This is a genomic window from Micromonospora sp. NPDC048947 (assembly GCF_040649495.1).
In the GTDB taxonomy this organism is placed as follows: Bacteria; Actinomycetota; Actinomycetes; order Mycobacteriales; family Micromonosporaceae; genus Micromonospora; species Micromonospora alfalfae.
Genome location: NZ_JBEZFO010000002.1, coordinates 209,443 through 233,581, shown reverse-complemented (window position 1 = coordinate 233,581; position 24,139 = coordinate 209,443). Strand labels below are relative to the sequence as shown.

General features: G+C 71.4%; 24 protein-coding genes, 2 tRNA genes and 1 pseudogene. 8 read left to right on the top strand and 19 right to left on the bottom strand.

What is annotated here, in order from left to right:
- The first annotated feature begins 20 nt into the window (after positions 1-20).
- A complete protein-coding gene (locus AB0B98_RS04475) occupies positions 21-569 on the top strand; it encodes a SigE family RNA polymerase sigma factor (RefSeq protein ID WP_238669671.1) in 549 nt (182 codons plus the stop codon).
- Positions 566-1,759, top strand: coding sequence for a hypothetical protein (locus tag AB0B98_RS04470; RefSeq protein WP_357360856.1), 1,194 nt, complete (start codon positions 566-568; stop codon positions 1,757-1,759). The genes AB0B98_RS04475 and AB0B98_RS04470 overlap by 4 nt, the downstream gene beginning before the upstream one ends.
- 111 nt (positions 1,760-1,870) lie before the next feature.
- On the opposite strand, the gene AB0B98_RS04465 is transcribed toward AB0B98_RS04470, so the two are convergent.
- From AB0B98_RS04465 to AB0B98_RS04440, 6 genes are all read right to left on the bottom strand, one after another.
- Positions 1,871-2,773: a sulfurtransferase gene (locus tag AB0B98_RS04465; protein WP_357267996.1), complete on the bottom strand. Its 903-nt coding sequence runs from the start codon at positions 2,771-2,773 to the stop codon at positions 1,871-1,873.
- 19 nt (positions 2,774-2,792) lie between these two features.
- The gene (locus tag AB0B98_RS04460) at positions 2,793-3,239 is read right to left on the bottom strand and encodes a hypothetical protein (protein WP_357360854.1); all 447 of its coding nucleotides are present in this window, start codon (positions 3,237-3,239) and stop codon (positions 2,793-2,795) included.
- Between the two features lie 2 nt (positions 3,240-3,241).
- The gene (locus AB0B98_RS04455) at positions 3,242-4,009 is read right to left on the bottom strand and encodes an SGNH/GDSL hydrolase family protein (protein ID WP_112583954.1); all 768 of its coding nucleotides are present in this window, start codon (positions 4,007-4,009) and stop codon (positions 3,242-3,244) included.
- Positions 4,010-4,181: 172 nt separating this feature from the next.
- The gene (locus AB0B98_RS04450) at positions 4,182-5,306 is read right to left on the bottom strand and encodes a hypothetical protein (protein ID WP_357360852.1); all 1,125 of its coding nucleotides are present in this window, start codon (positions 5,304-5,306) and stop codon (positions 4,182-4,184) included.
- 226 nt (positions 5,307-5,532) lie between these two features.
- Positions 5,533-6,705 (bottom strand): hypothetical protein, encoded by a 1,173-nt coding sequence (locus AB0B98_RS04445; RefSeq protein ID WP_357360850.1) that lies wholly within the window; start codon positions 6,703-6,705, stop codon positions 5,533-5,535.
- The gene (locus AB0B98_RS04440; RefSeq protein ID WP_238669665.1) at positions 6,702-7,232 is read right to left on the bottom strand and encodes a SigE family RNA polymerase sigma factor; all 531 of its coding nucleotides are present in this window, start codon (positions 7,230-7,232) and stop codon (positions 6,702-6,704) included. The genes AB0B98_RS04445 and AB0B98_RS04440 overlap by 4 nt, the downstream gene beginning before the upstream one ends.
- Positions 7,233-7,373: 141 nt before the next feature.
- Between AB0B98_RS04440 and AB0B98_RS04435 the strand changes: the two genes are divergently transcribed.
- The 4 genes from AB0B98_RS04435 to AB0B98_RS04420 are packed head-to-tail and all read left to right on the top strand — an operon-like array spanning position 7,374 to position 10,752.
- Positions 7,374-9,143, top strand: coding sequence for a proline--tRNA ligase (locus AB0B98_RS04435; RefSeq protein WP_357360847.1), 1,770 nt, complete (start codon positions 7,374-7,376; stop codon positions 9,141-9,143).
- 57 nt (positions 9,144-9,200) lie between these two features.
- Entirely contained in the window at positions 9,201-9,626 is a 426-nt protein-coding gene (locus AB0B98_RS04430) for a CBS domain-containing protein (RefSeq protein WP_030487636.1), read from the top strand.
- Positions 9,627-9,661: 35 nt separating this feature from the next.
- Complete coding sequence (locus AB0B98_RS04425) at positions 9,662-10,090, top strand: SufE family protein (protein ID WP_357360845.1); 429 nt, start codon at positions 9,662-9,664, stop codon at positions 10,088-10,090.
- Positions 10,091-10,110: 20 nt separating this feature from the next.
- Positions 10,111-10,752, top strand: a complete 642-nt coding sequence (locus AB0B98_RS04420; protein WP_357360844.1) for a DsbA family oxidoreductase — start codon at positions 10,111-10,113, stop codon at positions 10,750-10,752.
- A 74-nt stretch (positions 10,753-10,826) separates the two neighbouring features.
- Here the strand turns inward: AB0B98_RS04420 and AB0B98_RS04415 are convergent, their stop codons facing one another.
- The 6 genes and pseudogenes from AB0B98_RS04415 to AB0B98_RS04390 form a co-directional block, all read right to left on the bottom strand.
- Positions 10,827-11,375, bottom strand: coding sequence for a YbaK/EbsC family protein (locus AB0B98_RS04415; protein ID WP_238669661.1), 549 nt, complete (start codon positions 11,373-11,375; stop codon positions 10,827-10,829).
- Between the two features lie 95 nt (positions 11,376-11,470).
- Positions 11,471-11,665 (bottom strand): hypothetical protein, encoded by a 195-nt coding sequence (locus AB0B98_RS04410; protein ID WP_238669660.1) that lies wholly within the window; start codon positions 11,663-11,665, stop codon positions 11,471-11,473.
- Positions 11,666-11,702: 37 nt separating this feature from the next.
- Positions 11,703-12,485 carry an NAD(P)H-binding protein gene (locus AB0B98_RS04405; RefSeq protein ID WP_357360842.1) on the bottom strand — a complete coding sequence of 261 codons (783 nt, stop codon included), beginning with the start codon at positions 12,483-12,485 and terminating at the stop codon, positions 11,703-11,705.
- Positions 12,486-12,564: 79 nt separating this feature from the next.
- Complete coding sequence (locus AB0B98_RS04400; RefSeq protein ID WP_357360840.1) at positions 12,565-13,218, bottom strand: GAP family protein; 654 nt, start codon at positions 13,216-13,218, stop codon at positions 12,565-12,567.
- 51 nt (positions 13,219-13,269) lie between these two features.
- Positions 13,270-14,658 (bottom strand): MFS transporter, encoded by a 1,389-nt coding sequence (locus AB0B98_RS04395; RefSeq protein WP_357360838.1) that lies wholly within the window; start codon positions 14,656-14,658, stop codon positions 13,270-13,272.
- Between the two features lie 59 nt (positions 14,659-14,717).
- A pseudogene (locus AB0B98_RS04390) lies at positions 14,718-15,034 on the bottom strand (hypothetical protein).
- 162 nt (positions 15,035-15,196) lie between these two features.
- On the opposite strand from AB0B98_RS04390, the gene AB0B98_RS04385 reads away from it, so the two are divergent.
- Entirely contained in the window at positions 15,197-19,669 is a 4,473-nt protein-coding gene (locus AB0B98_RS04385) for an HAD-IC family P-type ATPase (protein ID WP_357360836.1), read from the top strand.
- 12 nt (positions 19,670-19,681) lie between these two features.
- Here AB0B98_RS04385 and AB0B98_RS04380 read toward each other — a convergent pair whose 3' ends face one another.
- Both AB0B98_RS04380 and AB0B98_RS04375 read right to left on the bottom strand, forming a co-directional pair.
- Positions 19,682-19,984, bottom strand: coding sequence for a hypothetical protein (locus AB0B98_RS04380; RefSeq protein ID WP_357360834.1), 303 nt, complete (start codon positions 19,982-19,984; stop codon positions 19,682-19,684).
- Positions 19,985-20,083: 99 nt separating this feature from the next.
- A complete protein-coding gene (locus AB0B98_RS04375) occupies positions 20,084-21,283 on the bottom strand; it encodes a DUF418 domain-containing protein (RefSeq protein WP_357360832.1) in 1,200 nt (399 codons plus the stop codon).
- A gap of 110 nt (positions 21,284-21,393) precedes the next feature.
- Between AB0B98_RS04375 and AB0B98_RS04370 the strand changes: the two genes are divergently transcribed.
- Positions 21,394-22,152, top strand: a complete 759-nt coding sequence (locus tag AB0B98_RS04370) for a TetR/AcrR family transcriptional regulator (protein ID WP_357360830.1) — start codon at positions 21,394-21,396, stop codon at positions 22,150-22,152.
- A 7-nt stretch (positions 22,153-22,159) separates the two neighbouring features.
- On the opposite strand, the gene AB0B98_RS04365 is transcribed toward AB0B98_RS04370, so the two are convergent.
- The 5 genes from AB0B98_RS04365 to AB0B98_RS04345 form a co-directional block, all read right to left on the bottom strand.
- The gene (locus AB0B98_RS04365) at positions 22,160-22,486 is read right to left on the bottom strand and encodes a hypothetical protein (protein WP_357360828.1); all 327 of its coding nucleotides are present in this window, start codon (positions 22,484-22,486) and stop codon (positions 22,160-22,162) included.
- Between the two features lie 223 nt (positions 22,487-22,709).
- A tRNA-Ala gene (locus AB0B98_RS04360) sits at positions 22,710-22,782 on the bottom strand.
- Between the two features lie 43 nt (positions 22,783-22,825).
- Positions 22,826-22,954 (bottom strand): DLW-39 family protein, encoded by a 129-nt coding sequence (locus AB0B98_RS04355; protein WP_209444550.1) that lies wholly within the window; start codon positions 22,952-22,954, stop codon positions 22,826-22,828.
- A gap of 42 nt (positions 22,955-22,996) precedes the next feature.
- A tRNA-Ile gene (locus AB0B98_RS04350) sits at positions 22,997-23,070 on the bottom strand.
- Between the two features lie 151 nt (positions 23,071-23,221).
- Entirely contained in the window at positions 23,222-24,136 is a 915-nt protein-coding gene (locus AB0B98_RS04345; protein WP_238669644.1) for a DUF3566 domain-containing protein, read from the bottom strand.
- Positions 24,137-24,139 lie beyond the last annotated feature (3 nt).

The following is a 24,139-nucleotide window of genomic DNA, read 5'->3' as shown; positions in this document are numbered from 1 at the left end:
GACGGCCGGGAGGGGGGCGGATGGCGCCGACGACTGACGACGGACGCGACGGCTACCTCGCCTTCGTGGAGAACCACCAGCACCGGCTGCTCCGCGCGGCCTACCTGATCTGCGGCAACCAGCATCAGGCCGAAGACCTCCTCCAGGACGCGCTGCTGAAGCTGGCGCTGCGCTGGTCCTCGGTCCGCAACGGCGACCCGTCCGCGTACGTGCGCGCCATCCTCTACCGGGACTCGGTGTCGTGGTGGCGTCGCCGACGGCGGGAATGGCTCAGCGCCGCGCCTCCGGACCAGGTCGCCCACGACCGTGACGGCGCGTTACGGCTGACGATGCACGACGCGCTGGGCCTGCTGCCACCGCGGCAACGGGCCGTGCTGGTGTTGCGCTACTACGAGGACCTGACCGAGGTCGCCACCGCCGAGGCGCTCGGGGTGACAGTCGGCACCGTGAAGAGCCAGTGCCATGCGGCGCTGCGCCGACTCCGCGAGGTCGCCCCGGACCTCGCCCGCGATGCCAGGCCGAGCCGAGGCTCGGCCGATCTGGCCAGCGGCCTGGAGGTGAACCCGTGAACGAGCAGGAACTGCGCCGACTGCTGACCGTCAGCGTCGAGGACGTGCTCCCCAGCCAGCCGGCCGCCGCCGGATGGGAGCGGGCTCGGCGTACCCGGCGGACCCGGCGGGCCGTCGGAGTGGTCGCCCTGGCCGTGGTGCTGGTCGGTGGCGGCACGGTGGCGGCGCTGCGACCACCCACCGACCCGGCACCGGTCCCTCCGGTCGGCCCCACTGTCACCCCGACCGTCGACCCCACCCACGCGGGCCCGGTGCAGAAACCGCCCGCCGAGCTGACCTTCCCACCCGATCCGTTGGCCAAGCTCGGCGACCCGGCGACAGTGCCGCTCTCCGAGCGACCGGTCAAGCGGGCACTGGCACTGTTCCAGCCGCTGGACGAGGAGTACCAAGCAAACGGCCCGGTCCGGGTGCTCGGCAACGACGGCGTGACACGCAGCCTCGACGTGGTGACGCTGGCGCCGACCCGGGACGCGAGCGGCAACGAGGCGCCCGCGCTGAAGCCGGGGATGCTGTCGCCGGACGGCCGGACGGCAGCGTTCGCGCAGACCAAAGAGCTGATCCTGATCGACCTCACCACGGCGGCCGTCCGCCGGATACCGCTCGACGGCTACCTGGAGTTGGTGGTGTGGGCGCACGACCGGGTGCTGGTGGGGGGCGACGACCGGACGTACGCGGTGGACCTTGTCACCGGGGCGGCCAGCACGATCGACGTGTCGACCTGGGAGTTGATCGCACCCGACCCGGCCGCCGGCCGGGAGGCCCCGTTGATCGACGTGTACGGCGAGCGGACCAGCCTGACGCTACGCAGCCGGACCGCCCGGGAGGGCGAACTCCGCTCCGAACAGCCGGTCAACGCCTCGGCGCTGCCCTCGCCGTACCAGGTCAACGAGTTCTACGGCCGGGGCTGGCTGCACGGCGAGCGCCTGGCGCGGGCAGCCTGGATCATCAACAGCGAGATCGACGGTGCCGAGGCGGCGGCCGTGCTGGACGCGCGGACCGGCGCAGTGCTCCACCTGCTCGACCTGGGCCGGGAGCGCGGCAAGGGCTGCTGCGAGGTGCTGGGTTGGGACAGCAGGGGCGCGGTGCTGCTCCGACTGGAACCGGCCGCCCTGGCGCGCTGGCACCCGGAGACCGGCGAGATCACCGGCATCGTCCGCGACCTGCCCGGCGTGTTCGCACTCGCCAGCTGACAACGTCGCGTCGTCCCGACGTGATCGACTCGGGTTCATTGATATCGCGGTGTCCGAGCGAGCGGGACAACCCGACATCAGGAAACCCGAGTCGATCACACGCTGACCTGGTCAGACGGCCAGGCCGCCGGGCTGGTCGCCCTTGACGACGGGTGCCCGGACCAGGTTGCCCCACTCGGTCCACGAGCCGTCATAGTTGCGCACCTGCGGGTAGCCCAACAGGTGCCGCAGCACGAACCAGGTGTGGCTGGACCGCTCGCCGATGCGGCAGTACGCGATCACGTCGTCGTCCGGGCTCAGCCCGAGCTGGTCGGCGTAGATCGCCTTCAGCTCGTCGGCCGACTTGAACGTGCCGTCCTCGTTGGCGGCGGACTTCCACGGCTTGCTGACCGCGCCCGGGATGTGTCCGCCGCGCAGCGCACCCTCCTGCGGGTAGTCCGGCATGTGCAGCATCTCGCCCGTGTACTCACCCGGCGACCGGACGTCGACAAGTGGCCGGCCGGAGGCTACGTGCGCCATGACCTGCTCACGGAAGGCCCGCAGCGGCGCGTCGTCGCGCAGCGGCACCGGGTAGTCGGCGCGCGGGCGGGCCGGCTTGTCGCGGGTCACCTCGCGTCCCTCGGCGATCCACTTCTGCCGGCCGCCGTCGAGCATCCGCACGTCGGCGTGGCCGAAGAGCGAGAACACCCAGAGGGCGTACGTCGCCCACCAGTTGAAGTTGTCGCCGTAGAAGACGACGGTGTCGCCCCGGCCGATGCCCTTCGCGGCACACATCTCGGCGAAGCTCTTGGCGTCCAGGTAGTCCCGGGTCACCTGATCGTTCAGCTCCAGGTGCCAGTCGACCTTGACCGCACCGGGAATGTGACCGGATTCGTAGAGCAGCACGTCCTCGTCGGACTCGACGACGACGAGGCCCTCGTCGCCCAGATGCGCGGCCAGCCACTCGGTGGTGACCAGCCGCTGCGGGTCCGCGTACGACTGGAGGCGGGGATCGGGATCGTTCGGCACAGACATGATCCCCAAGGTACGCCGTTCAGGCGCGACGGTGGGCGATCCGACCAGCGACCACTGTCACCAGACAGGCCCCGTCGACGCCGTGCACCGCGAGGTCGGCCCGCCCGGCCGACCGCAGCGTCGGCGCCACGGCGGTGGCCAGCACCAGCAGGTCGCTGCGCTCGGCGGCGGCCCGCAGGGCGGGGTCGGCCAGGTGTTCCGCCAGCACCGCCGTCACCCCGGTACGCAGCAGCGCGTGCACCCGCTCGCGCGGGGTCGGCGCGGGCGGCAGCGGACCGTCGTGCAGCAGACCCGGCCCCAGAGTGCCGGGCCAGCGGCGAACCCGGGCGTCGGCGTACGCCGAACTCAGCTCGGCCAGTGGGCCGACGGCCTCGATCCGGTCGCCACTGACGAGTACGGCGTGGTCGGGCAACGACTCGCCGTCCCGGTCGCGGCGCAACAGGGCCGCCGCGTGCAGGGTGATCATGCTCAGTCGACGAGCGGGCCGAGTTGCGGGCGCTTCGCCGTCACCGTGTCGCCGGACGACCGACCGGTCAACCGCCGCTTCACCCAGGGGGCGAGGTACTGGCCGGCCCACCGCAGGTCGGAGGCGCGGGCCGCCAGCCACGGCGACGGCGCCGGGTGTGGCGGAACCATCAGCCACTCCTCGTCGCAACCAACCCCGAGGGCGTTCAACACCTGCCCGGCGACCCGGCGATGCCCGGCCGGGGAGAGGTGCAGCCGGTCGGTGCTCCAGAGCATGGGATTGAGGAACGTGTCGTCGGCGTACAGGTCGACCATGATGGCGCCGTGCCGCTCGGCGGTCTCGCCGACCGCCTGGTTGAGCAGCTGCACCCGGGGGGCGACGAGGCGTTGGCCGGGCAGTCGGGCCATCACGTCAGCGAACCGGAAGAGGAGCACGTCCGCGCCGCCCGAGCGCAGTTGCCGGACCACCTCGTCGAAGCGGGCGACCAGCGTGTCCGGATCGAAGGTGCGCCGCAGCACATCGTTGCCACCGGCCGCGAAACTGATCAAATCCGGCTTCATCGCCACAGCGGAGGGCACCTGCTCGGCGACCACGCTGGGGAAGAGCCGGCCCCTGATGGCCAGGTTCGCGTACCGGAAGTCGGGCCCCGCGTCGGCGGCGAGCCGGGTCGCCACCAGGTCCGCCCAACCCCGGAAGGTGCCGTCCGGGTACGCGTCGTCCATACCCTCGGTGAAGCTGTCCCCGACCGCGACAAAACTGCGCCAGCGCACCCGCGCCCCCTCACGCCTTCGTTGCCTGCGGCGACCAGTCTGGCACCGGAGTCGCGACGCGTGGTGCCCCGATCCGCAGACGTGTCGGACGTCATGGCGCGCACAACAGGCGGGACCGGCCACCCCCGTGAGTGGCCGGTCCCTCGTACCCGGTGCCCGCTGCACCGGGAGCTCAGCCCAGCAGACCACCCCACGGCTGGCCGGCGGGCGCCGACACGGTGGCCAGCACCCGGCCACTGGCCGCGTACCGAACCAGCCGGTACGCCGGCGCGCCGTCGGCCGGCGTACCCGCGTCGGCCTGCACCACCAGACCGCCATCGGCCAAAACGACCCCGTCGATGGCCTGGCCGTGCCCGGTCGGCTGCTTCCACGCCGGGTCCAACGGCGCCAACTCGGTGACCGCCCCGCTGACGGCGTCGAGCCGGTAGTTGCGGAACCGCCAACCACAGGCACAACCCCCGGGGCTGGTCGTGTGGGCGCTGATCACCAGCGTCCGGCTGTCACCGGAGATCGCCGCCACTCCACCAATGACGAGGCCGGCGGGGAGGCGCGGGCTGACCGCCCGTCGGACGCCTCGCTCGTCAGAGATCGCCACGGTCTGCTGGCCGACCTGGGCGATCCATCCACCGGACACCGTCGGGCACTTCGGGTGGTGGGTGGCGAGCACCTTCCGCCCGGTCCCGTCGGCGTTGACGGCGATGAGCGTTAGCTCCTTCTCCCGCCCCAGGCCGTACAGCACCCGCCCGGAGTCGAGCCAGCTCGGCGCGCACGTCTGCTGACCCTGGGTCGGAATGACGTGCCGCTTCGTGCCGTCGAACCCGCTGATCACCAGGCGGCGGGCGGACCCTTCCATCCAGGCCACCCGTCGCCCGTCCGGCGAGACGGCGAGCGGGCCGGCGTCCATGCTGTTCCCGAGACGGCCCGAACGCACCACCTGCCAGGCCCCAGCAGTGGTACGCCGCCAGATCCGGGCCGGATCGTTCTGCTTTTGGCCGTGCTCCTCAGCGGTGTACCAGGTGAGCTGCGGCCACTGCGTCGAGCCGACCGCCGGGCGGGCCGGTGCGACAGCCGGAGCGGCATCCACGGAGCCGCCAGTACCGGCGGCCGAGGTGTCGTCGGTCGCCGGACCGGGGGTGGCGGTGGCCGTTTCGGCCGGAGCGGGCGCGGCCTTCGGGTCGGCGGTGCCGCAGGCAGCGGCACCGAACGTCAGGAGCAACAGGGCGGCCGTACCGGCGAACGCGCCGGAGCGGCGGGCCGAGGCGGGACGGGTGGTGTGGGTGAACGGGCCGAGATTCATCGTCTTCAACCTTTGTGGAGGCTCACAGTGCCTGACACCACCCAAGACGAGCCCCTGGCCCTGGCGAGTTGCCGCCGCGACGCGCTACTACCTGACAGTCGGATCCGCTCGCACCGGCAACCTTTTCCACAGTTCACCGACCGTGATCAACACCGACTCGCCCGCGTTGCCAGACGCAGAGAGGGCGGGCCACCCGAGGGTGACCCGCCCATCTCGCGCCGATCGGTCAGTCGACGACGGCCAGGATCTGCATGTCCTTCAGACTCGCCGGCTCGGCGGTCTCGGAAACCTTCTTCCCGTCCTCGTCCACCAGCAGGACCGCATACCCGTTGCTGGTCTTGACCCGCACGACCATCGACCCGTCTGACTGGAAGTAGACCTGGTGCAGGGTGCGCCCGCCCAACGGCAACGAAATCTGCTTGCCCGTACGGGTGTCCAGCACCACGTTGACTCGCAGGTCGCGAGCGACGTCGCCGGCGTCCCCATCCGGCTTGTGCCGCAGCAGCGCGACCAGCGAGCCATCCGGGGCGAGACTGACGACGTCGTCGGTTTGCCATCCGTCCCGGGAGAAGCCGGGGACGACTCGCTTCTTCGTGCCATCCGGACCGTAGAGCGTTACCCCGTAGTCAGTGGCCATGGCGATGGTCTGGCCGTCCGCCGACCAGAAGGCGCTGCAGGCCCTGGTTTCGATGGTCCACCAACGCACGGTCTTTTTCGCCGAGTGCATGTCCAACATGCCGTACCGACCGGGGCCCAGTTCTGCTATCTCGCGGAACAGCAACTGCCGCCGGTCCGGCGACCATGCCGCGCCGACGCAATACGCATCGACATTCGAGCGGATTGCTTGCCTGTCGGAGCCGTCGGCGTCGGAGACGATGAGGTCGTTGTTGCTGTCCACCCAAGCAACCCGGTGGCCGTCCGACGAGACGCTCATCCTGCCCTTGAACGCGATATCGGGCAGTGCGAGAAGCCGCGTCGTACTGCCGCCGGGGGTCCAGGATCGCAGGTTCGCGGTCTTCACGAAGGTCACACTGGCGGGGCCGTAGAAGAGCTTCCCGAACTGCACTGTCGGGGTGTTCGTGCTGGACCCGCCGCTGGGTGGGGCGCCTGGCGTGTCGCCGGCGCTGTTGGACGGCGTCGGGGTGGGCGTCGGAGTCGGCGTCGGCGTCGCGGTGACCGACGGGGTGTCGGCAGGCAGCGGGGGCGGAGACTCATTCGGCCGGATGGCGAAGGCGGTGCCGGCCGCCGCCGCGATCAGCACCAGCGCGGCGGCCGATGTGGCCACCGCCCGTTGGATACCGAGCCGCCGGGACGTGCGCAGCGTACGGTCCCGCAGGTCGACGGAGGTGACCTCGTCGGCCAGGGCGGTCAGGTCGAGCCGGAGGCGCTGGTCGTTCATCGGGTACTCCCTTCCAGGACGTACAGCTCGGCGAGTTCGGGCGCGACGGTGCGCAGCCTGGCCAGTGATTTGGCCGTCTGGCTCTTCACGGTGCCGATCGTGACGCCGAGCAGGTCCGCCGCCTCCGCCTCGGTGCGGTCCTCGAAGAACCGCAGCACCAGCACGGCGCGTTGCTTCGGGGAGAGCTTCGCCAGTGCCGCCCGCAGGGTGAGCCGCAGACTGGTCTGGTGGGCGTGGTCCGGGGCCGAGTCGCCTCCGCGTGGCTCGGGCAGGTCGCCCGGCATCGACTCGGGTACCCGGCGCCGTCGCCACCAGGACACCTGTAGGTGGTACATGGTCTTGCGGGTGTACGCCTCGGCGTTGCCGCTGTGGTGCAGGCGGTTCCAGGAGCGGTGGGTCCGGGCCAGGGCCGACTGGACGAGGTCCTCGGCCAGGTGCTGGTCGCCGGTGAGCAGGTAGGCCGAGCGCAGTAACGCCGGCGTGCGGGAACGGACGAACGAGTCGAACTCACTCAGCAGAGGGTCCACACGGGCCAATCCTTCAGGTCTGGGTGCGAGGGCCTGGTGTCATTGCAGACGTCGGGAACGGCATCGATGGTTGCCGGCGACGGGTGCGGCTCGGATCGAAATGGATCGCTCATCCTGCCGCACCGGCCGTAGGCTGCGCGGATGCTGCTACGCATGTCGACCCTGTTGCTGCGGACCCTGCGCGAGGATCCGGCCGACGCGGAGGTGCCGAGCCATCGGCTGCTGCTGCGCGCCGGCTACATCCGTCGTGCCGCACCGGGCGGCTACACCTGGCTGCCGCTGGGCAAGCTGGTGCTTGATCGGATCACCGAGGTGGTACGCGCCGAACTGCTGGCAATCGGCGACCAGGAGGTGCACTTCCCGGCGCTGCTGCCCGCCGAGCCGTACCGCACCAGCGGCCGGTGGACGGAGTACGGCGACGACATCTTCACCCTCGCCGATCGGCGCGGTGCCGAGCACCTGTTGGCGCCCACCCACGAGGAGATGGCGGCGCTGCTGGTCAAGGACGTGTTCACCTCGTACCGGGACTTCCCGGTGACGCTGTTTCAGGTGCAGACGAAGTTCCGCGACGAGGCGCGGCCGCGGGCCGGGTTGCTACGCGGCCGCGAGTTCCTGATGAAGGACGCGTACTCCTTCGACCTGGACGAGGCGGGGCTGCGGGAGGCGTACGGGCGACATCGCGCCGCGTACCAGCGGATCTTCGACCGGTTGGGGCTGGACTACACGGTGGTGCGGGCGATGTCCGGCGCGATGGGCGGCTCCGCGTCGGAGGAGTTCCTGGCGGCGACACCGGTCGGCGAGGACACCTTCGTCGGCTGTACCTCCTGCGACTTCGCGGCGAACACCGAGGCGGTGGCCACCCGGGTGCCGAGCGCCGGCGACCCGGGCGCGCAGCCGGCCGTCGAGGTGCACGACACTCCGGAGACTCCGACGATCGCGAGCCTGGTGGAGTTGGCCAACGCGCGCCGGTTGGGCGGTCGGGACGGCTGGACCGCCGCCGACACCCTGAAGAACGTCGTGCTGTCAGTTCGTCAGCCGGGTGCCGACCGGGCCGAGCTCCTGGTGATCGGGCTGCCCGGTGACCGGGAGGTCGACCTGAAGCGGGTCGGTGCCGCACTGCACCCGGCACAGGTGACCGTCTTCGAGGAGTGGGCAGAGCATCCGGAGCTGGTTCGCGGCTACATCGGACCGCAACTGTTCGACAAGCTTGGCGTCCGATACCTGGTCGATCCTCGGGTGGTGGCCGGGTCTGCCTGGCTGACCGGGGCGAACGAGCCGGGCCGACACGCGACCGACGTGGTGTGCGGACGGGACTTCACCCCCGACGGCACCATCGAGGCGGCCGACGTCCGCGCCGGCGACCCCTGCCCGGAGTGCGAAGCGGGTGAGCTGACCATCCGGCGGGGCATCGAGATCGGGCACATCTTCCAGCTCGGCCGCCGCTTCACCGACGCCTTCGCCGTCGACGTGCTCGGGCCGGCCGGCAAGCCGGTCCGGCCGACGATGGGCTGCTACGGCATCGGGGTGTCCCGGGCGGTGGCGGCAGTGGCCGAGCAGCACCACGACGACCGGGGACTGGTCTGGCCGGCGGCGGTCGCGCCGTGTGACGTACACCTGGTGGTTGCGGGCAAGGGCCCGCAGCTCGACGCGGCGCTGGAGCTCGGCGGGCGTCTCGCCGACGCCGGCCTGCGGGTGCTTGTCGACGACCGCACGCACGTCTCCGCCGGGGTCAAGTTCACCGACGCCGAGCTGATCGGCATCCCCCGGGCCGTCGTGGTCGGCCGCCGGCTCGCCGAGGGGTACGTCGAGCTGCGCGAGCGGGCCGGCGACGGGCGCACCGAGCTGCCGCTGGACGGTCTGGTGGATCGACTCGTCCACCAGGTACGCCAGGAACGTGCGAGCCTGGTGTAGCTGCCGCGTCACGGGGTAGTGCTGTCGGATCGGGTGGAAACGTCTTCGGAGGCTCTCATGACCGGTTACCGGGTCAGCGACGTGATGACCAAGCAGGTCGTGTACCTGCCGGCCGAGACCACCCTGGACGAGGCGGCCAGGGTGATGAAGGAGGCCGACATCGGTGATGTGGTGGTCACCGACGGCGCCAGCCTCGCCGGCATGCTCACCGACCGGGACATCGTGGTGCGGGCCGTGGCGGAGAACAGCTCCCCTGCGGCCACCACCATCGGCTCGATCGTCACCCGCGAGGTCGTCATGATCGAGCAGCACTGCACTGCGGGTGAGGCGGCGGCGCTCATGCGGGATCGAGGCATCCGACGGGTGCTGGTCTGTGACAGTGACCGCAAGCTGGTGGGGATCGTCTCGCTCGGCGACCTGGCCATGCAGCTCGACCCCACCAGCGCTCTCAGCGAGATCAGCGAGCAGTCGCCCACCGTGTGACAGGGGCCCCGGCACGACGGCGGTAACCTCGACACATGGCTGACATGCCGGCCCGACTGGCCGAGATCGTCGACGAGTTCGCCGCCGCGCCGCGCGACCTGGTTCTGGAGATGCTCCTGGAGTACGCCGATGTCATCCCGGTGCTGCCCGAGGGCACCGTTGAGCGCGAAGGCATGGAGCAGGTGCCGGAGTGTCAGACGTCGTTCTTCCTGCGCGCCAAGGTGACCCCGGAGGGCACCGTGGCGACGATCTTCGACTGCCCACCGGAGGCGCCGACCACGCGGGCGTTCGCCGGGATCCTCGCCGAAGGGCTGGCGGGCGCGAGCCCTCAGCAGGTGCTGGACGTGCCGGACGACCTCTACCAGCGGATGGGTCTGGCGCAGGCGATCAGCCCGCTGCGGATACGCGGCGGCACCGCGATCCTGGGCCGGCTCAAGCGTCAGGTGCGGGAACAACTGGGCTGACCACGAGGTTGCCACCGATCATGGAGATCGAGATCTACGCGGACGTCATCTGCCCGTGGTGCTACATCGGCAAACGCCGCCTGGATGAGGCCCTCGCCCGTTACGAGGGCGAGGTGACGGTCCGTTACCGACCGTTCCAGCTCGACCCGTCGCCGGTGTCCGAGCCGCTCCCGCTGGTGGAGGCGCTGGCCGGCAAGTTCGGCGGCCCGGAGCGCGCCCGGCAGATGGTCGACCACGTGACCCAGGTCGCGGCGGCCGACGGGCTGCGGCTCGACTACGACCGCGCGGTGATTGCCAACACCTTCGACGCGCACCGGCTGGTCGCCTGGGCGACCGATCAGGGCAGGGCGGCCGAGATGGTGGAGGCGCTCTACAAGGCGCACTTCAACCACGGGGTCGACGTCGGCTCGCGGGAGGCGCTGGCCACCCTGGCCGGCGAGATCGGCCTCGACGCGGCCGACGCGCGCCGGTTCCTCGACTCCGACGAGCGCGTCGCCGACGTCGCCGCCGGGCTGGCCGCCGCCCGGGATCTGGGCATCACCAGCGTGCCGACCTTCGTGCTGGCCGGGAAGTACGCGGTCTCCGGGGCGCAGGAGGTGCAGACGTTGCTCGCCGCGTTCGCCGAGGTCGAGCAGCGCGAGTCCGCAGCGCACTCACACTGAGTCATCGGCGACCGGGCGTCCGGCATCGATGATCACGATGTTTCACGTGCAACAACATCGATGCCGATGCCTGGTCAGACCGGCCTGGCCAGCCCTTCCACCACCTGGGCTCCGGGCAGCGCGCCCAACGCCGGCCCCGGCAGCGCGATCTTGCTGTGCCGTACGCCGGACCCGACGATCACGTGCGGTGTGGCGATGACCCGCGCGTCCACCAGGATCGGCCACTGCGCCGGCAGGCCGATCGGGGTGATGCCGCCGTACTCCATGCCGGTCAACTCGACAGCGTCGTCCATCGGGGCGAAGCTCGCCTTGCGGACGTCCAGCGCCCGGCGAGCCACCCCGTTCACGTCCGCCCGCGTGGTGGCCAGGATGATGCAGGCCGCGTAACGCACCACCCCCTCGCGCTTGCCGGCCACCACGACACAGTTGGCCGACACGTCCAGCCCCACCTCGTACGCCGCGCAGAACGCAGCGGTGTCGGCGAGGTCGGCGTCGATCGGCGCTACCAGCACGTCGTTGACGTCCACCGGCGCGTCGACCGGCCACTGCGCGATGGCCTCCGCAACCGGCGGGGCGAGCAGATCCAGGCGGGCGCGGGCCGGTTCGGTCTTCAGCGTTCCCATCACGGGTGCGATCCTCGCATCCGAGACACTGAACCGCCCAGCGGCTCCCCGGCCCCCCGGCGACGCCACCGGCCCGGGCCGGATCGATCCGGTGCTCAACTGCCGGCGAGGAAGGCGTTGTCGCGCATGAAGGAGCTGTCGCGGGCAGCCGCCAACTCCTCCTCGCGCTGGGCCTTGGCCCGTTGCAGCTCCAGATCCTCGAACGCGTGCCGGACACCCAGCCGGATCACGCCGTAGAGGAAGACGAAGCCGAAGACGTAGAGGATCACAGTGGTGACGACAGCGAACATGGCGTCACGGTAAGACGAACGTGAACCGGTGTCCCTCTCATTTCCGGCCGGTTCCCCCGTACGTGTCGGCCAGGTACTCGGCCCAGGTACGCACACCCCGGGGCAGCGCCTCGGTGGTCAGACCACCGGCCCGCAGTTCGTTACCGAGTCGGCCGGGAATTCGCACCGGCAGAAACGGTCGGCGCGAGCCTCGGGCCGCTCGCCACGCCCGGGCGGCCTCGTCGAAGCGGAGCACCTGCGGCCCGCCCAGCTCCTCGATGCCGCCCAGCGGGCCGGCGACCAGTCGAGCCGCCAGCCGCGCCGCCACCTCGTCCGGGTGGACCGGTTGGGCGAGCACCGCCCGGTCCCCGATCACCGGGCCCAGCCGCGCGCTGGCGGTCAGCATGTCGTCCAGGAACTGGGGAAACTGGGTGGCCCGCAGCACCGACCACGGCACCGGCCCGGCCGCGATCACCTGCTCGGCGGCGAGCTTGTGGCGGTAGTACGGGAACGGCACCCGATCAACCCCGACGATCGAGATGTAGACGATGTGCCGCACACCGGCCGTCCCGGCGGCCACCACCAGTCGGCGGGTGCCCAACACGTCCACCTGGTAGGTCTGCCGACCCCGAGGCGCCGACGCCAGGTGCAGCACGGCGTCCACGCCGGTCACCGCCTCGGTCAGCCCATCCCCGGTGGCCAGGTCGGTCACCACCCACTCCACGTCCGAGCCGGCGGACGGCCGGCGGCTGGTGGCCCGAACGCTGATCCCGTCGTCACGCAACCGGCCCAGCACCGAACTGCCCAGATTGCCGGACGCCCCGGTGATAAGAACCTTCATCTCGTCCTCCTGCAAACCCGTCCGACCCTTACCCGGCGTTGACGAAACAACGCGACAACCCGTGACGGCGAGCGGCCACTCACCCCGATCGGACCAGGTCCAGCACCGTGAGCAGCGCGAAGAACGCGATCACGATCTCGTTGACGATCCAGGCGTGCCCCTGGGCCCACTCCCGCATCCGGGTCAGCACCCGCGAGGCCCTGTTCCCCAGCAGCAGCAACGCGAGCAGAGGCAACGCGAGCAGGAGCACGGTGAGCAGCACGAACGGCACCAGGTGCCACCACGGCAGATCATGTCGGGCCACGCTCGCCCCGACGGTGGCCATGGTCAGGTCGTCGGTCGGCGTCGCCACGAAGAGCAGCGCACCCAGCCGCAGCGCCTGCGGCGGACCGGCATGCTCGATGCTCCCCAGCCAGCGCGGCGGCCCGGAGCGGCCCCGGCGGATCCAGATCAGCACGGCCAGGCACACCAGCAGGGCCAACACCACCAGGTCGATGGCGGGGCCACGATCGACCTTCCCGGCGACGGCGCTGGCGTCGGCGGCCACTCCGCCCACCAGCTTGGTCAACAACCAGGCCACCGTCACCCCGGCGGCGACGACCAGCCCCGCGCCGGTGAGGAAGCCCAGCGACGCCGCCCGGGGCCGATCCGACGAGGCCAGGAAGACCGCCACCACCAACTGCGTCCCGGCGACCATGACCACGGCGAGCGGCAGAATGGTCAGGAGGTTCATCGCCCGCCATCCTTCCGGCACGAGCGGGTGGGACGCGGCGGAATCCGCTGATCAGCCGACCTGTCGCACACCCCCGCCCACCACCACCCGGCCGGCCAGCAGCGCCCCGAGCAGCGCCAGCCCCGCGGTCACCACGAGCGTCGTCGTGTAGCTGGCCGGGCCCGGCGCGCTTCCCGCCGCCAACACGGCCCCGGTCAGCGCGAGCACTGTCGCCGCGAAGAGGGAGTCGCTCAGTTGCAGTGACGAGCTGTTGCGACCCTGCTCACCCGGCGCGGACAACTCCAATGTGAGCACCGACAACGGCGGATAGAGCAACCCCATGCCCAGGCCGGCGATCGCCCAACCAGCCACGGCGACGGCCACCGGCAGTTCGGGCCGTACGGCCAGCGCCACAGTGGCGGTGCCGACGGTGATGCAGGTCAACCCGGCGCGCGGCAGGCTGGCCCGCGACGCCGGCACCGGGATCCGGCCCTGCAACCAGGAGCCCGCCGACCAGGCCAGCGCGCCGACAGTGAGGACCAGCCCGGCCGCGGTCGGCGACAGGCCCCGTTCCCGGGAGAGCATCAACGGGATGACCACCTCGCTGCCGACGAAGGCCGCCGACGCCAGGCCACGCAGGCCCACTACTGTGGGCAACCCTCGTGCGGCCCGAAGGAACCCGGCCGGCAGCAGGCGCGGGGCACAGACCAACAGGCCGGCCACGGCGAACGCGACAAGCACCAGGGCCGTGGTGCCGCGCTGCTGTCCCCCGATGTGCAGCAGTGCGGCACTCACAGCGGCCCCGCACGCCCAACCGATCCGTGCCGCCGCACCCCTCGGCGGGCTCGTCGCCGCACTCCGACCCAGCGACCGCAGGCCGGGGTGGATCAGCAGCCCCGCCGGCACCGCCACCGCCGGCACCGCCAGGAAGACCCACCGCCAGCCCAGGTGCTGCACGATCAGGCCGGCAATCGCCGGCCCGACCAGTGACGGTACGACCCACGCCGCCGCGAACGCCGCGAAGATCCGCCGGTGCAGCTCCTGCGGGTACGCCTGCCCGACGATCACGTAGAGCGCCACCGAGAGCAGCCCGGAGCCGAAACCCTGCACCACCCGCCCGACGACCAGCGCGCTCATCACGGGCGCGGTCCCGGCGATCAGCAACCCGACCACGAACCAGGCGACGCCGTGCCACATCGGCCCCCGAGGACCCCGCGCGTCGCACCAGATCCCGGAGACCACCATGGCCAGCACACCGGTGGCGAACGGGCCACCGAAGGCGATCCCGTAGAGCGCCAGCCCGTCCAGGCTGCGCGCGACGGTCGGCATCGCCGTGCCGACCGCCAACGCCTCGAACGCGAGGAGTGAGATCAGCGCGACGCTGCCCACCGTCATCGCGCGCAGCCGGGGTGCGAAGAGTCCCGGTGCGGCGGGTGTGTCGGTGACGGCTGTGCTCGGCATCGACCGAGCATGCGACTTCAACCCTGATTCATGTCAACCGTCCGGTGACCCGGCTCTCGTCAGGCGTCCTGCAGCGCCTCCCCGACACCGCGCACCAGTCCGGAAAAATGCTGGTCTGCCAGCAGGTGACCAGCGGTGATCACCACAGCGATCGGCCACTCGATGACCTGTAGCGCGGCGAGCGCCCCGAGCCCGGCGTAGTAGACGACCTTGTCCGGTGGCGGCACCGCCACCTCACCCAGCATCGGCAGGTGCACCCGCCGGTCGTACATCTTGACGTTCTCCCGTGAACCGTTGAGATGTCGCGTCAGCGTGCTCATTCCGGCCTCCCCATGTCCGGTGATGGTCGTCGGGTTCCACAGCCCATCCCGTCCATGCGCCGGCGCCGGCGGAAAATTCCGCCACTCAGGGGGCATAACGGATGGCAGGTCGGGAAGCCAGGCCGCCGGACGTGAGTGCGGCGGGAGGACGACATGGCCAAGGTCAGGACAAGCGGCAACAGGGAGCCGGGCCGGCGCCCGTCCAGCCGTACGCCTCGATGACGGCGGCGGGTCGCGCTGCCGGCCGCATCCTGCCATCCTTCGGCGTGCCGCACCTGGTGGGCGAGGCGTCCCGGTCGGTCAGCTCGGCCGCGGTCCGGCTGGCCCGGACGGTCGGGTTGACGCGGCGTCGGGTCTGGTCCCGGCCGGGCCGGCACCACATCGAGGTGCACGGTGTCTGCCAGGAGGGCGGCGACCAGCTCGCCCGCCAGGTGGAGGGTGCGCTGGAGCGGATGCCCGGGGTGGCCTGGGCCAGGGTGAACGCTCCATCCGGGCGGGTGGTGGTGGCCGTGCGGGCCCCCGAACCGAATCTCGATGACCTCATCGCCACCATCGACCGCGTCGAGCGGACCTGCGACCACGAGCCCGACCCGGAGATCCCGCCCCCGCACCCGCCCGAGGAGGGCCCACACAACCCGCGCACCCTCGGCGCGCTCGCCTCGGACGCGCTGGGTCTGACCCTCTGGGCGGCCACCCGGATCCTGCCGTTCGCGCCGTTGCCCGGTGAGGTGGCCGGTCTGCTCGCCGCGGTGGATCTTCAGCCAAAGCTGCACGCGTTCCTTGGCAGGACGTTGCGCTCCGACCCGCGCGCGGAGGTTCTCTTTCCGCTGGCCGAAGCCGTGGTGCAGGGCCTGACCGGCCGCTGGACGGGCATCGTCCTCGACGGCGCCCAACGGCTCGTGGAGTGGGGCGAGGACCGGGCCCAGTTCTCCGCCTGGGTGAGCGCCGAACCGCGGTTGACCGGCGACCCCGAGCGTGCCGTCGCCCGGTGGCCGATCGCCGACCGTCCCCGCCCCAAGCCGCACGGCCCGGTCGAGCGGTACATCAACCGGGCGCTCGCCGCCGGTACGGCGGCCGGCGTTGCGGCGGTGCCCTTCGCCGGGCGCAAGCGGGCCGCCGCGCTGGGCCTGTCGGCGCTACCGAAGGCGCCCGGCAGCGGACGCGAAGGGTACGGCGCCCAGCTCGGCCGGATGCTGGCGCGGCGCGGGGTGATCGCGATGGACCGCAGTGTGCTGCGGGAGTTGGACCGGGTCGACACGCTCGTGCTGGACGCTGAGGTGCTCGGCTCGGACCGGGGCGTACTTGCCGATCTGGCGCCCGCACCGGACACGGACGTCGACCAGGTGGTCGAGCGGGCCTTCGCTTTGTTCGACCCGGACGACCCGGCCGCCTCCCGTGCGTCCGACGGCTGGCGGCTCGGACCGTTGGACCAGATGCCCGCGAACGACCCGGACGCCATTCCGGACGCGGCCCGGCTGCGCTCGGCCGGCGGACACCTGCTCGGCCTCGCCCATGGTGACCGACTTGCCGCAGTGTTGCGGGTCGAGCCGGAACCCGCACCCGGCGTCGACGGGCTGCCGGCCGCCGCGCGGCGGGCCGGCCTGCGGCTGGTCGTCGCCGGCGGTGACGAGCAGCGGTACGGCTTCGCCGACGCGATACTGCCCGGCGGAGACCGGCTGGCCGCGTCGGTACGCGCGTTGCAGCGCGACGGGGCGGTGGTGATGCTGGTTTCCGCGGACCGGAAGGCGCTCGGAGCGTCCGACTGCGGCCTCGGGTTCGCCGCGCCGGAGGAACTGCCGCCGTGGGGTGCGCACCTGCTGGTCGGCGCCGACCTGCGGGTGGTGGCGCTGGTGATCGAGGCGACCGGGGTGGCTCGGCGTACGGCCCAGCAGAACATCCGGCTGGCCATGGCCGGCACCGGCCTCGGGGCGCTGGGCGCGTTCACGGCCCCGCCGACCGAGCTGCCCGGCCGCTCGCTCGTCGCGGTGAACGGCGCGGCGGGGTTGGCCTTCGCCAACGGGGTCTGGCAGGCCCGCCGGTTGCACGACCAGTCGGACACCCCGGCGCCGGTCACGACCGCCTGGCACCTGATGCCCGTCGGCACCGTGCTCGACCACGTGCACTCCACGCCGGACGGTCTGACCAGCGTGGAGGCGCAGCGCCGGCACCAGGGCGCTGGCGGGAACGGCAATGCCGCACCGGGGAGCGGGGGGCTGCTGCGTGCCTTCGTGGACGAGTTGTCCAACCCGCTCACCCCGGTGCTGGCCGCCGGGGCGGTGCTCTCCGCGTCATTCGGTTCGCTTGTCGATGCCGCGCTGGTGGGCAGCGTCGTTGGTGGGTCCGCCCTGATCGGGGCGGTGCACGAGCGCAACACCGAGCGGTCGCTGGCCGAACTCCTGTCCCGTTCGGCGGTGACCGCACGGGTCCGCCGGGACGGTGCCGAGCAGGTTCTCGCCGCCGAAGACCTGGTCCTCGGGGACGTCATCGCCCTTGAGCCCGGTGACTCGGTGCCGGCGGACTGCCGCGTGCTCGAGGCGGTGGGCCTGGAGGCCGACGAGTCGTCGCTGACCGGCGAGTCGCTGCCGGTCGCCAAGTCCAACCGACCGGTGGTCGCTGCCGCACTCGCCGACCGGCACTCCATGTTGTACGAGGGCACCACAGTCGCCGCCGGGCACGGCACCGCCGTGGTGGTGGCGACCGGGTCGGACACCGAATCCGGTCGCAGCCTCGCCCTGGTCAAGCAGGACCCACCAGCCAGCGGGGTGGAGGCCCGGCTCGGCTCCTTGACCAGCGCCGCCATCCCGTTGGCGGCCGGTTCCGCTGTGGCGGTGGCCGGCGCCGGCCTGCTTCGAGGCGTACCCCTGGCCGAAACGGCGGCGACCGCCGCGAACCTCGCCGTGGCGTCGGTGCCGGAGGGGCTGCCGTTCCTGGTCAGCGCGGCGCAGCTGGCCGCGGCCCGGCGGCTGGCCGAGCACGGCGCGTTGGTCCGCAACCCGCGCACGATCGAGGCGCTGGGCCGGGTGGACGTGCTCTGCTTCGACAAGACCGGCACCCTCACCGAGGGCCAGCTGCTGCTTGCCGGGGTCGGCGACAGCGTCGGTGACCGGTACGCCGCGCTGGACCGGTTGGACGACCGACTGCGGATGACGTTGGCCGCGGCGCTGCGGGCCACCCCCGCCGCGAAGAATCCGGAGGAGTTGGCGTTGCAGACCGACCGGGCGGTCCGGCGGGGTGCGGGTGAGGCCGGGGTGGTGGAGCAGACCGGCGCCGCCGGTTGGCACGCTGCCGGGGGCCTGCCGTTCGAGCCGTCCCGCGGTTACCACGCGAGCATCGGACAGACCGATGGTCACCTGTTGTTGAGCGTCAAGGGTGCTCCGGAGACGGTGCTGCCGCGCTGTTCGTCCCGACGCCTGGACGGTCGTCGGGAGCCACTGGACGACGCCGGCCGTGCGGAGCTGGAGCGGATCCTCGCCGACCGGGCCGGTGCGGGAAATCGGATCCTGGCCGTCGCGGAGTGCCCGGTGAACGACCCGAAGGTGACCGACTCCGACGTTCGAGGGCTGACCTTCGTGGGTTTCCTGGCCCTCTCGGACGGTGTCCGGGAGAGCGCAGCCCCGGCGGTACGCCGGATCCGGCAGGCGGGCGTGCACACCATCATGATCACCGGTGATCACCCGGCCACCGCGGAGGCGATCGCCGCCACCATCAGTGAACACGACGAACAGCGGGTGGTCACCGCCGCTGAACTCGACCAGCTGGACGACGACGCGCTCGCCGAGCGGTTGGCAAACACCGACGTGGTGGCCCGCTGCACCCCCGCCCACAAGGTGCGGATCATCCAGGCGTTGCAGAAGTGCGGGCGGACCGTGGCGATGACCGGCGACGGCGCCAACGACGCCCCGGCGATCCGGCTGGCCGACGTCGGCATCGCCCTCGGTCAACGGGGCACCCCGGCGGCCCGCGCCGCAGCCGACCTGGTGGTCACCGACGACCGGCTGGAAACCATCATCGCCACCCTGATCGAAGGGCGGGCCATGTGGTCGTCGGTGCGGCACGCGCTCAGCATCCTGGTCGGCGGCAACCTCGGCGAGATCGCGTTCAGTGTGCTCACCGCAGCGGCGACCGGCCGTTCCGCGCTCACCGGACGACAACTGCTGCTGGTCAACCTGCTCACCGACCTGGCGCCGGCGCTGGCCATCGCGGTCCGGCCGCCCGCGTCGGACCGCACCGACGCGCTGCTGCGGGAGGGCCCGGACACCGCGCTCGGCGAGAGCCTCACCAGGGAGATCGGGCTGCGGGCGGCAGCCACCACGCTGGGCGCGACAGCAGGCTGGACGTTGGCCCGCTACACCGGACGCCGGCAGCGGGCCGGCACTGTCGCCCTGGTCTCCCTGGTCGGCACCCAACTCGGGCAGACCATCCTGGCCGGCGGCACCAGCCCGACCGTGCTGGCGTCCACCGCGGCGTCACTGGGCGTCCTGGTAGTGGTGGTGCAGACCCCGGGGGTGAGCCAGTTCTTCGGCTGCACCCCACTCGGGCCGGTGGGCTGGACCATCGGGGCCGGGTCGGCGCTCGGCGCGACCTTCGCCAACGGCGCGCTCACCAAGCTGGTGGAACGCCTCCCGGAGGCCCGCCCCAACCGGACCGGATCCGGTGCCGAGCCTACGGCGGACGGTGGTTCCGCCGACTGACCGTCGGCGCCACTAGCGTGCCGGGAATGCCTCCCGCACCGGGCCGGACTCGGCCCAGCAGTGGCCGCCCCGAAACTCGACGCCTGGGATGTCGTCGACGAGTCGGCTGATGTCCGCGACGCTGGCCAGCGAGGCGGTCAGGTCGCCCCGCAACTCCGCAGCGGCCGTGTCGAGGTCGTCCTCCTCGGTGGACCAGTCGATCCCGGCGGATCGCAGATCGGCGACCGCGTGACCGGTGACAGCAGCCGGATCGGTGACCATCACGTCGACACGGCAGTACAGGTGCAGGATGACGGGTTCCGGCTGTTCGTCCACCGATGAATCATGGCGAGCGCGACGCCGGGTGGAAAGCCGATTCCTCGGTGCTGGTGGTCCACCGACCACCAGCACCGAGGCGGCTTCAGGCGGCGGCGATCACGGCCGTGGCCGGTAGGTCAGGCGGCGCAGGACGATCTCGGCGGGGCCGGGTTGCTTGCGCCTGTCGAGCTGACCCGCGATCAGGACAGTGAGGAGCCAGACGGCCAGCGCGATGATCAGACCGGTCACCGTGGGGTTGTTGAACCGGTCGCCGAGGGCGAGCGTGAAGGGCGCCAGGAGGACGAGCCAGGCCACTGACTGGAACAGGTATCCCGACAGGGAACGCTGGCCCAGGGCTGCGAGAGCGCCGACGACGGGGCCGGATCGGTGGGTCCGCATGGCGATCAGGCCGAAGACGGCCACGTAGCCCGGTCCGGCGAACATGCCGCTGACCCCGTGGAGCAGCAGCATCAGGCTGCCGGCTGACTCGTCGACGTGCAGCCAGCCGGCACTGACCAGGGCGGCCGGGAGGCCGCCGACGACTGCGGCGCCGAGGCCGAGGACGGCGGTCCAGGTGAGCAGGGTCCGGTGTTGAGCCGGCTCTTCGAGGATCCGGCGGCGCGCGGCCCACATGCCCAACCAGGCGATCATGATGAAGGGCAGGACTGTCAGCGTGTGCACCGGCCATTCGCCGAGGCGGGCCAGCATGGCCGCTACGTAATCGGGCGCTGCGAGAGAGTCGACGTGGCCCGACGGCAGCGGTGCCGACCCGCCCGACCCGCCGAGGATGCCGCTCACCACCAGGGCACCGATGACCAGCATCTCGACCGCCGACAGCGCCCAGAGCACCAGCACGATGCGGTGGAACCTGTCGCCGCGGCGCAGCAGCAACAGGGTCATCGCGATCCCGACGATCCCGTACGCGCCGAGGAAATCGCCGTAGTAGAGCAGGGTGGCGTGCGCGAAACCGAACACGACGAGCCAGAGGTTACGACGCAGCAGCACGGCGCGGACCCGCTTCGGAGTGGCGCCGGAGGCGTCCTGGCGGCGGGCAAGCTGGACGAGGCCGTAGCCGAACATCACGGCGAAGACCGGATAGCCGCGGGCATGGACGAGTTCGAAGAGCAGGAAGTTGAGGCCGCGATCGACGCCTTCCGGGGTGGCGTCGAGGCCGGGTTCGCCGGCGAAGACGACTCCGGCGACGTTGGCGAGCGCGATTATCAGCAGCATCGCTCCCCGGGCCAGATCCGGCGCGAGGGCTCGCTCGGTGCGCAGCACCGGCCCTCTCGATGTCCGTACTGCGCTGTCAATGCTCATCGTCGTCTCTCCCCGCGACTCGGCTTTAGTTTCAGAGAGAAAGTATCAGACGTACACTAATGCTGTCTGTCATGATGTGGTCGTAACCTTCCGGGCGAACGTGGGAGCCCATGACCAGCGACGATTTCGTTCCGGCACCGCTGCGCCGGCTGTGGGGGATGTCAGAGCCGTCGCGTCTCGGACGGCCCGCGTCGCTCGACGTCAAGGTGGTCGTCGCCGCCGCGGTGGGTATCGCCGACAGTGACGGTCTCGACGGCGTCACGCTTCCCAAGGTCGCCAAGAGCCTCGGCTTCACGAGCATGTCGCTCTACCGGCACGTCGGCTCCAAGGACGAGCTGCTCACACTCATGGCCGACGCCGCACTGGGCCCACCGCCGGCCATCGCCGCCCCCGACTGGCGGGAAGGACTGCGCAGTTGGGCCTCCGCGCACCGCGCAGTGCTTCAGCGTCGGCCGTGGTTGACGCGCGTGCCCGTCGCCGGACCGCCCTCCGGGCCGCACCAGATCGCCTGGATGGAGGCCGCGCTGGCGATCATGTCCGGCACCCTCCTGGACTGGGCCCACAAGATCGGCGCGATGTCGCTGATCAGCGGCTACGTGGTCCAGTCGGTACGGCAGTTCAGCGAACTCGCCGAGGGTAGAGCCGACGGCAAAGGTCAGGCCGACGCCGAACGCGACTACGGCCGCGCGCTGGCCCGACTCGTCGACCCCGACCGCTTCCCCGAGACGGCCCGCCTGTTCTCCTCGACACTGTTCGAGGCGCCGCCGTCGGACACCCCCGACCAGACGATCGCCGACGCGGACTTCTCACTGGGGTTGGAGTTGATCCTCGACGGCATCGCCGTCCGGATCGCTCGCTCCGACTCCTGACAGCGTGTCACCGCATCGGCGCAGGCAGCGGGACCTCACCGCTGATCGCCTTCTCGGCCAATTCGACGCGCTCCGAATGGAGAGTGCTATCGCCCAGCACGTGGCCGGCCACGTTGATGCAGCGCTGACCCGACCTGGCGCTACAGATTGGGCACTGGAGGAAGAATCCGCTGGACGGCACCAGTTCGACCCCCTGGGCCAGCGCGGATCTACCGATCTTGACGAGCGCGTCGTACAGGTCATCGTCCTGGTGCCGGGTAGCGGCAGCGGCCACCTCCCGCATCCCTTCCCAGAACTTCTCGACCGCATCCGGTTCGTCGATGTTGATCCGCATGAGCGCGGATCCCCTGCCGGGAAGTGGCTAAACCATCCGCGCGGATCGTCACCCCCGCGCCCGTCCCTTGTGGATCGCACCCCGAGCGGCAGTGCATGGTGACCATGAAGATTCGGCGACAGCCGCGGTGCGGTCCTACGTCGTCGCGCTCCGGCGGATCCGCTACCGCCTCTTCGGAGCCAGGCTGCACAACTGGATCGGAGTCGATCGGGGAAGGTACTTGTGGAGCCCAGGGGACTCGAACCCCTAACCCCTGCCTTGCAAAGGCAGTGCTCTGCCAGTTGAGCTAGGGCCCCGTGGGTGGCCCTGGCGACGATCGCTCGTCGCCAGGGCCGAGCGTCAGCGCAGGTCGGGCGCGGTCGTCGCCTCGTGCCACAGGGCACGCTCGTCGTTCGACGCCTTGATCTTGTTGAACACGACGGCGGCCACACCGACGACGCCAGCCAGAATCAGCAGCTTCTTGAACATGGGGCGACCCCTCGCGCTCGACTACCGTCGGACGACATGCGGTGGGGCTAGATGGAATCGAACCATCGACCTCAGAGTTATCAGCTCTGCGCTCTAACCGACTGAGCTATAGCCCCGCGTTGCGACGAGCAAGATTAACCCATCCGCTCCGCCGGCCCCAAATCGGGGTCCGAGCTTGCGAGCCAGGCCCGTCGTCGCCTGCAAAACCTACCCGAGTACGGAACGCCGGAGCGACCGCTTTCCGCGGTGCCCCGGCGTCCCGGTCACTCAGTCCCGCTCGGCGAGGGTCAGCTCGATCCCGCCGACCAGGTCGGCGCAGACGTTGTAGACGAACGCGCCAAGGGTGGCCAGCGCGGTGAACAGCACCACGTTGACCAGGCCGATCAGCGCCGAGCTGAGAATCACGCCCTTGGCGGTGATCTGGAAGCCGCTGGTGCTCTGCCCACCGCCGGCGTTGACCAGATCGCTCAGGCTCTCGTTGACGCTCTGGAACACACCCATCGCGTCCAGCGCCAGGTAGAGCACCGAGGTGGCCACCACCACGACGATGAAGAGCACCACCGACACCGCGAATGCGAACTTCATCACGGACCACGGATCGATCCGCTTGAGGTTCAGCCGGGCCCGACGCGGCCCGCGGGAGGCGGCCGAGCTGACCGACGTACGCGCCGCACGCACCGCGTCACCGACGCGGGCTGCGCCGACGGCGGACGCGTTGCCGATCCCCGGTGGGAGGCCACCGCCGCTGGCCGGGCGGCCGGCAGTGGCGGTCGCCCGCGCCGCGTCAGGCTGCGGCTGGGTCATCCCGGGTGTGATCCGCGGCTGGGTGCCGGTGGACCCGGTTGACGCCGCCTGACCGGGCCGGAGACCGATCGGTTGGGTGGTCGCCGGACGTGCCGGGGGTGCCGCCGCCGGACCCGGAGGGCTGGCGGCGGCCGACGTCGGCGCCTCGGCGCTGGACGCCTCGGTCTTGTCGCCGGACTCGCCATCTTCGCCCGGCTGCTCCGGCGGGGGTGTCATGCCTGGAGCCCTGGTGAACTTCGGGGCAGGCGCGTCGGCGGGGACCGTCGCCCGGCCCACGGCCGCGCGGCCGGTCGCTGGTGTGCCGCCCTTGGCGGCCTCCTCGTCGACCGGTTTGGCCGAGGTCCCCGTGTTCCCCGACTTCGCCTGTGTCTCCGTCATTCA

Coding starts and splice junctions, on each gene's coding strand:
- AB0B98_RS04365 (WP_357360828.1), bottom strand. CDS start 22,486: ATGCGGATCAACATCGACGAACCGGATGCGGTCGAGAAGTTCTGGGAA.
- AB0B98_RS04355 (WP_209444550.1), bottom strand. CDS start 22,954: ATGTTCAAGAAGCTGCTGATTCTGGCTGGCGTCGTCGGTGTGGCCGCC.
- AB0B98_RS04375 (WP_357360832.1), bottom strand. CDS start 21,283: ATGAGCATTGACAGCGCAGTACGGACATCGAGAGGGCCGGTGCTGCGC.
- AB0B98_RS04395 (WP_357360838.1), bottom strand. CDS start 14,658: ATGCCGAGCACAGCCGTCACCGACACACCCGCCGCACCGGGACTCTTC.
- AB0B98_RS04450 (WP_357360852.1), bottom strand. CDS start 5,306: ATGAATCTCGGCCCGTTCACCCACACCACCCGTCCCGCCTCGGCCCGC.
- AB0B98_RS04475 (WP_238669671.1), top strand. CDS start 21: ATGGCGCCGACGACTGACGACGGACGCGACGGCTACCTCGCCTTCGTG.
- AB0B98_RS04385 (WP_357360836.1), top strand. CDS start 15,197: ATGACGGCGGCGGGTCGCGCTGCCGGCCGCATCCTGCCATCCTTCGGC.
- AB0B98_RS04400 (WP_357360840.1), bottom strand. CDS start 13,218: ATGAACCTCCTGACCATTCTGCCGCTCGCCGTGGTCATGGTCGCCGGG.
- AB0B98_RS04345 (WP_238669644.1), bottom strand. CDS start 24,136: ATGACGGAGACACAGGCGAAGTCGGGGAACACGGGGACCTCGGCCAAA.
- AB0B98_RS04415 (WP_238669661.1), bottom strand. CDS start 11,375: ATGGGAACGCTGAAGACCGAACCGGCCCGCGCCCGCCTGGATCTGCTC.
- AB0B98_RS04435 (WP_357360847.1), top strand. CDS start 7,374: ATGCTGCTACGCATGTCGACCCTGTTGCTGCGGACCCTGCGCGAGGAT.
- AB0B98_RS04405 (WP_357360842.1), bottom strand. CDS start 12,485: ATGAAGGTTCTTATCACCGGGGCGTCCGGCAATCTGGGCAGTTCGGTG.
- AB0B98_RS04430 (WP_030487636.1), top strand. CDS start 9,201: ATGACCGGTTACCGGGTCAGCGACGTGATGACCAAGCAGGTCGTGTAC.
- AB0B98_RS04370 (WP_357360830.1), top strand. CDS start 21,394: ATGACCAGCGACGATTTCGTTCCGGCACCGCTGCGCCGGCTGTGGGGG.
- AB0B98_RS04465 (WP_357267996.1), bottom strand. CDS start 2,773: ATGTCTGTGCCGAACGATCCCGATCCCCGCCTCCAGTCGTACGCGGAC.
- AB0B98_RS04445 (WP_357360850.1), bottom strand. CDS start 6,705: ATGAACGACCAGCGCCTCCGGCTCGACCTGACCGCCCTGGCCGACGAG.
- AB0B98_RS04410 (WP_238669660.1), bottom strand. CDS start 11,665: ATGTTCGCTGTCGTCACCACTGTGATCCTCTACGTCTTCGGCTTCGTC.
- AB0B98_RS04460 (WP_357360854.1), bottom strand. CDS start 3,239: ATGATCACCCTGCACGCGGCGGCCCTGTTGCGCCGCGACCGGGACGGC.
- AB0B98_RS04420 (WP_357360844.1), top strand. CDS start 10,111: ATGGAGATCGAGATCTACGCGGACGTCATCTGCCCGTGGTGCTACATC.
- AB0B98_RS04425 (WP_357360845.1), top strand. CDS start 9,662: ATGGCTGACATGCCGGCCCGACTGGCCGAGATCGTCGACGAGTTCGCC.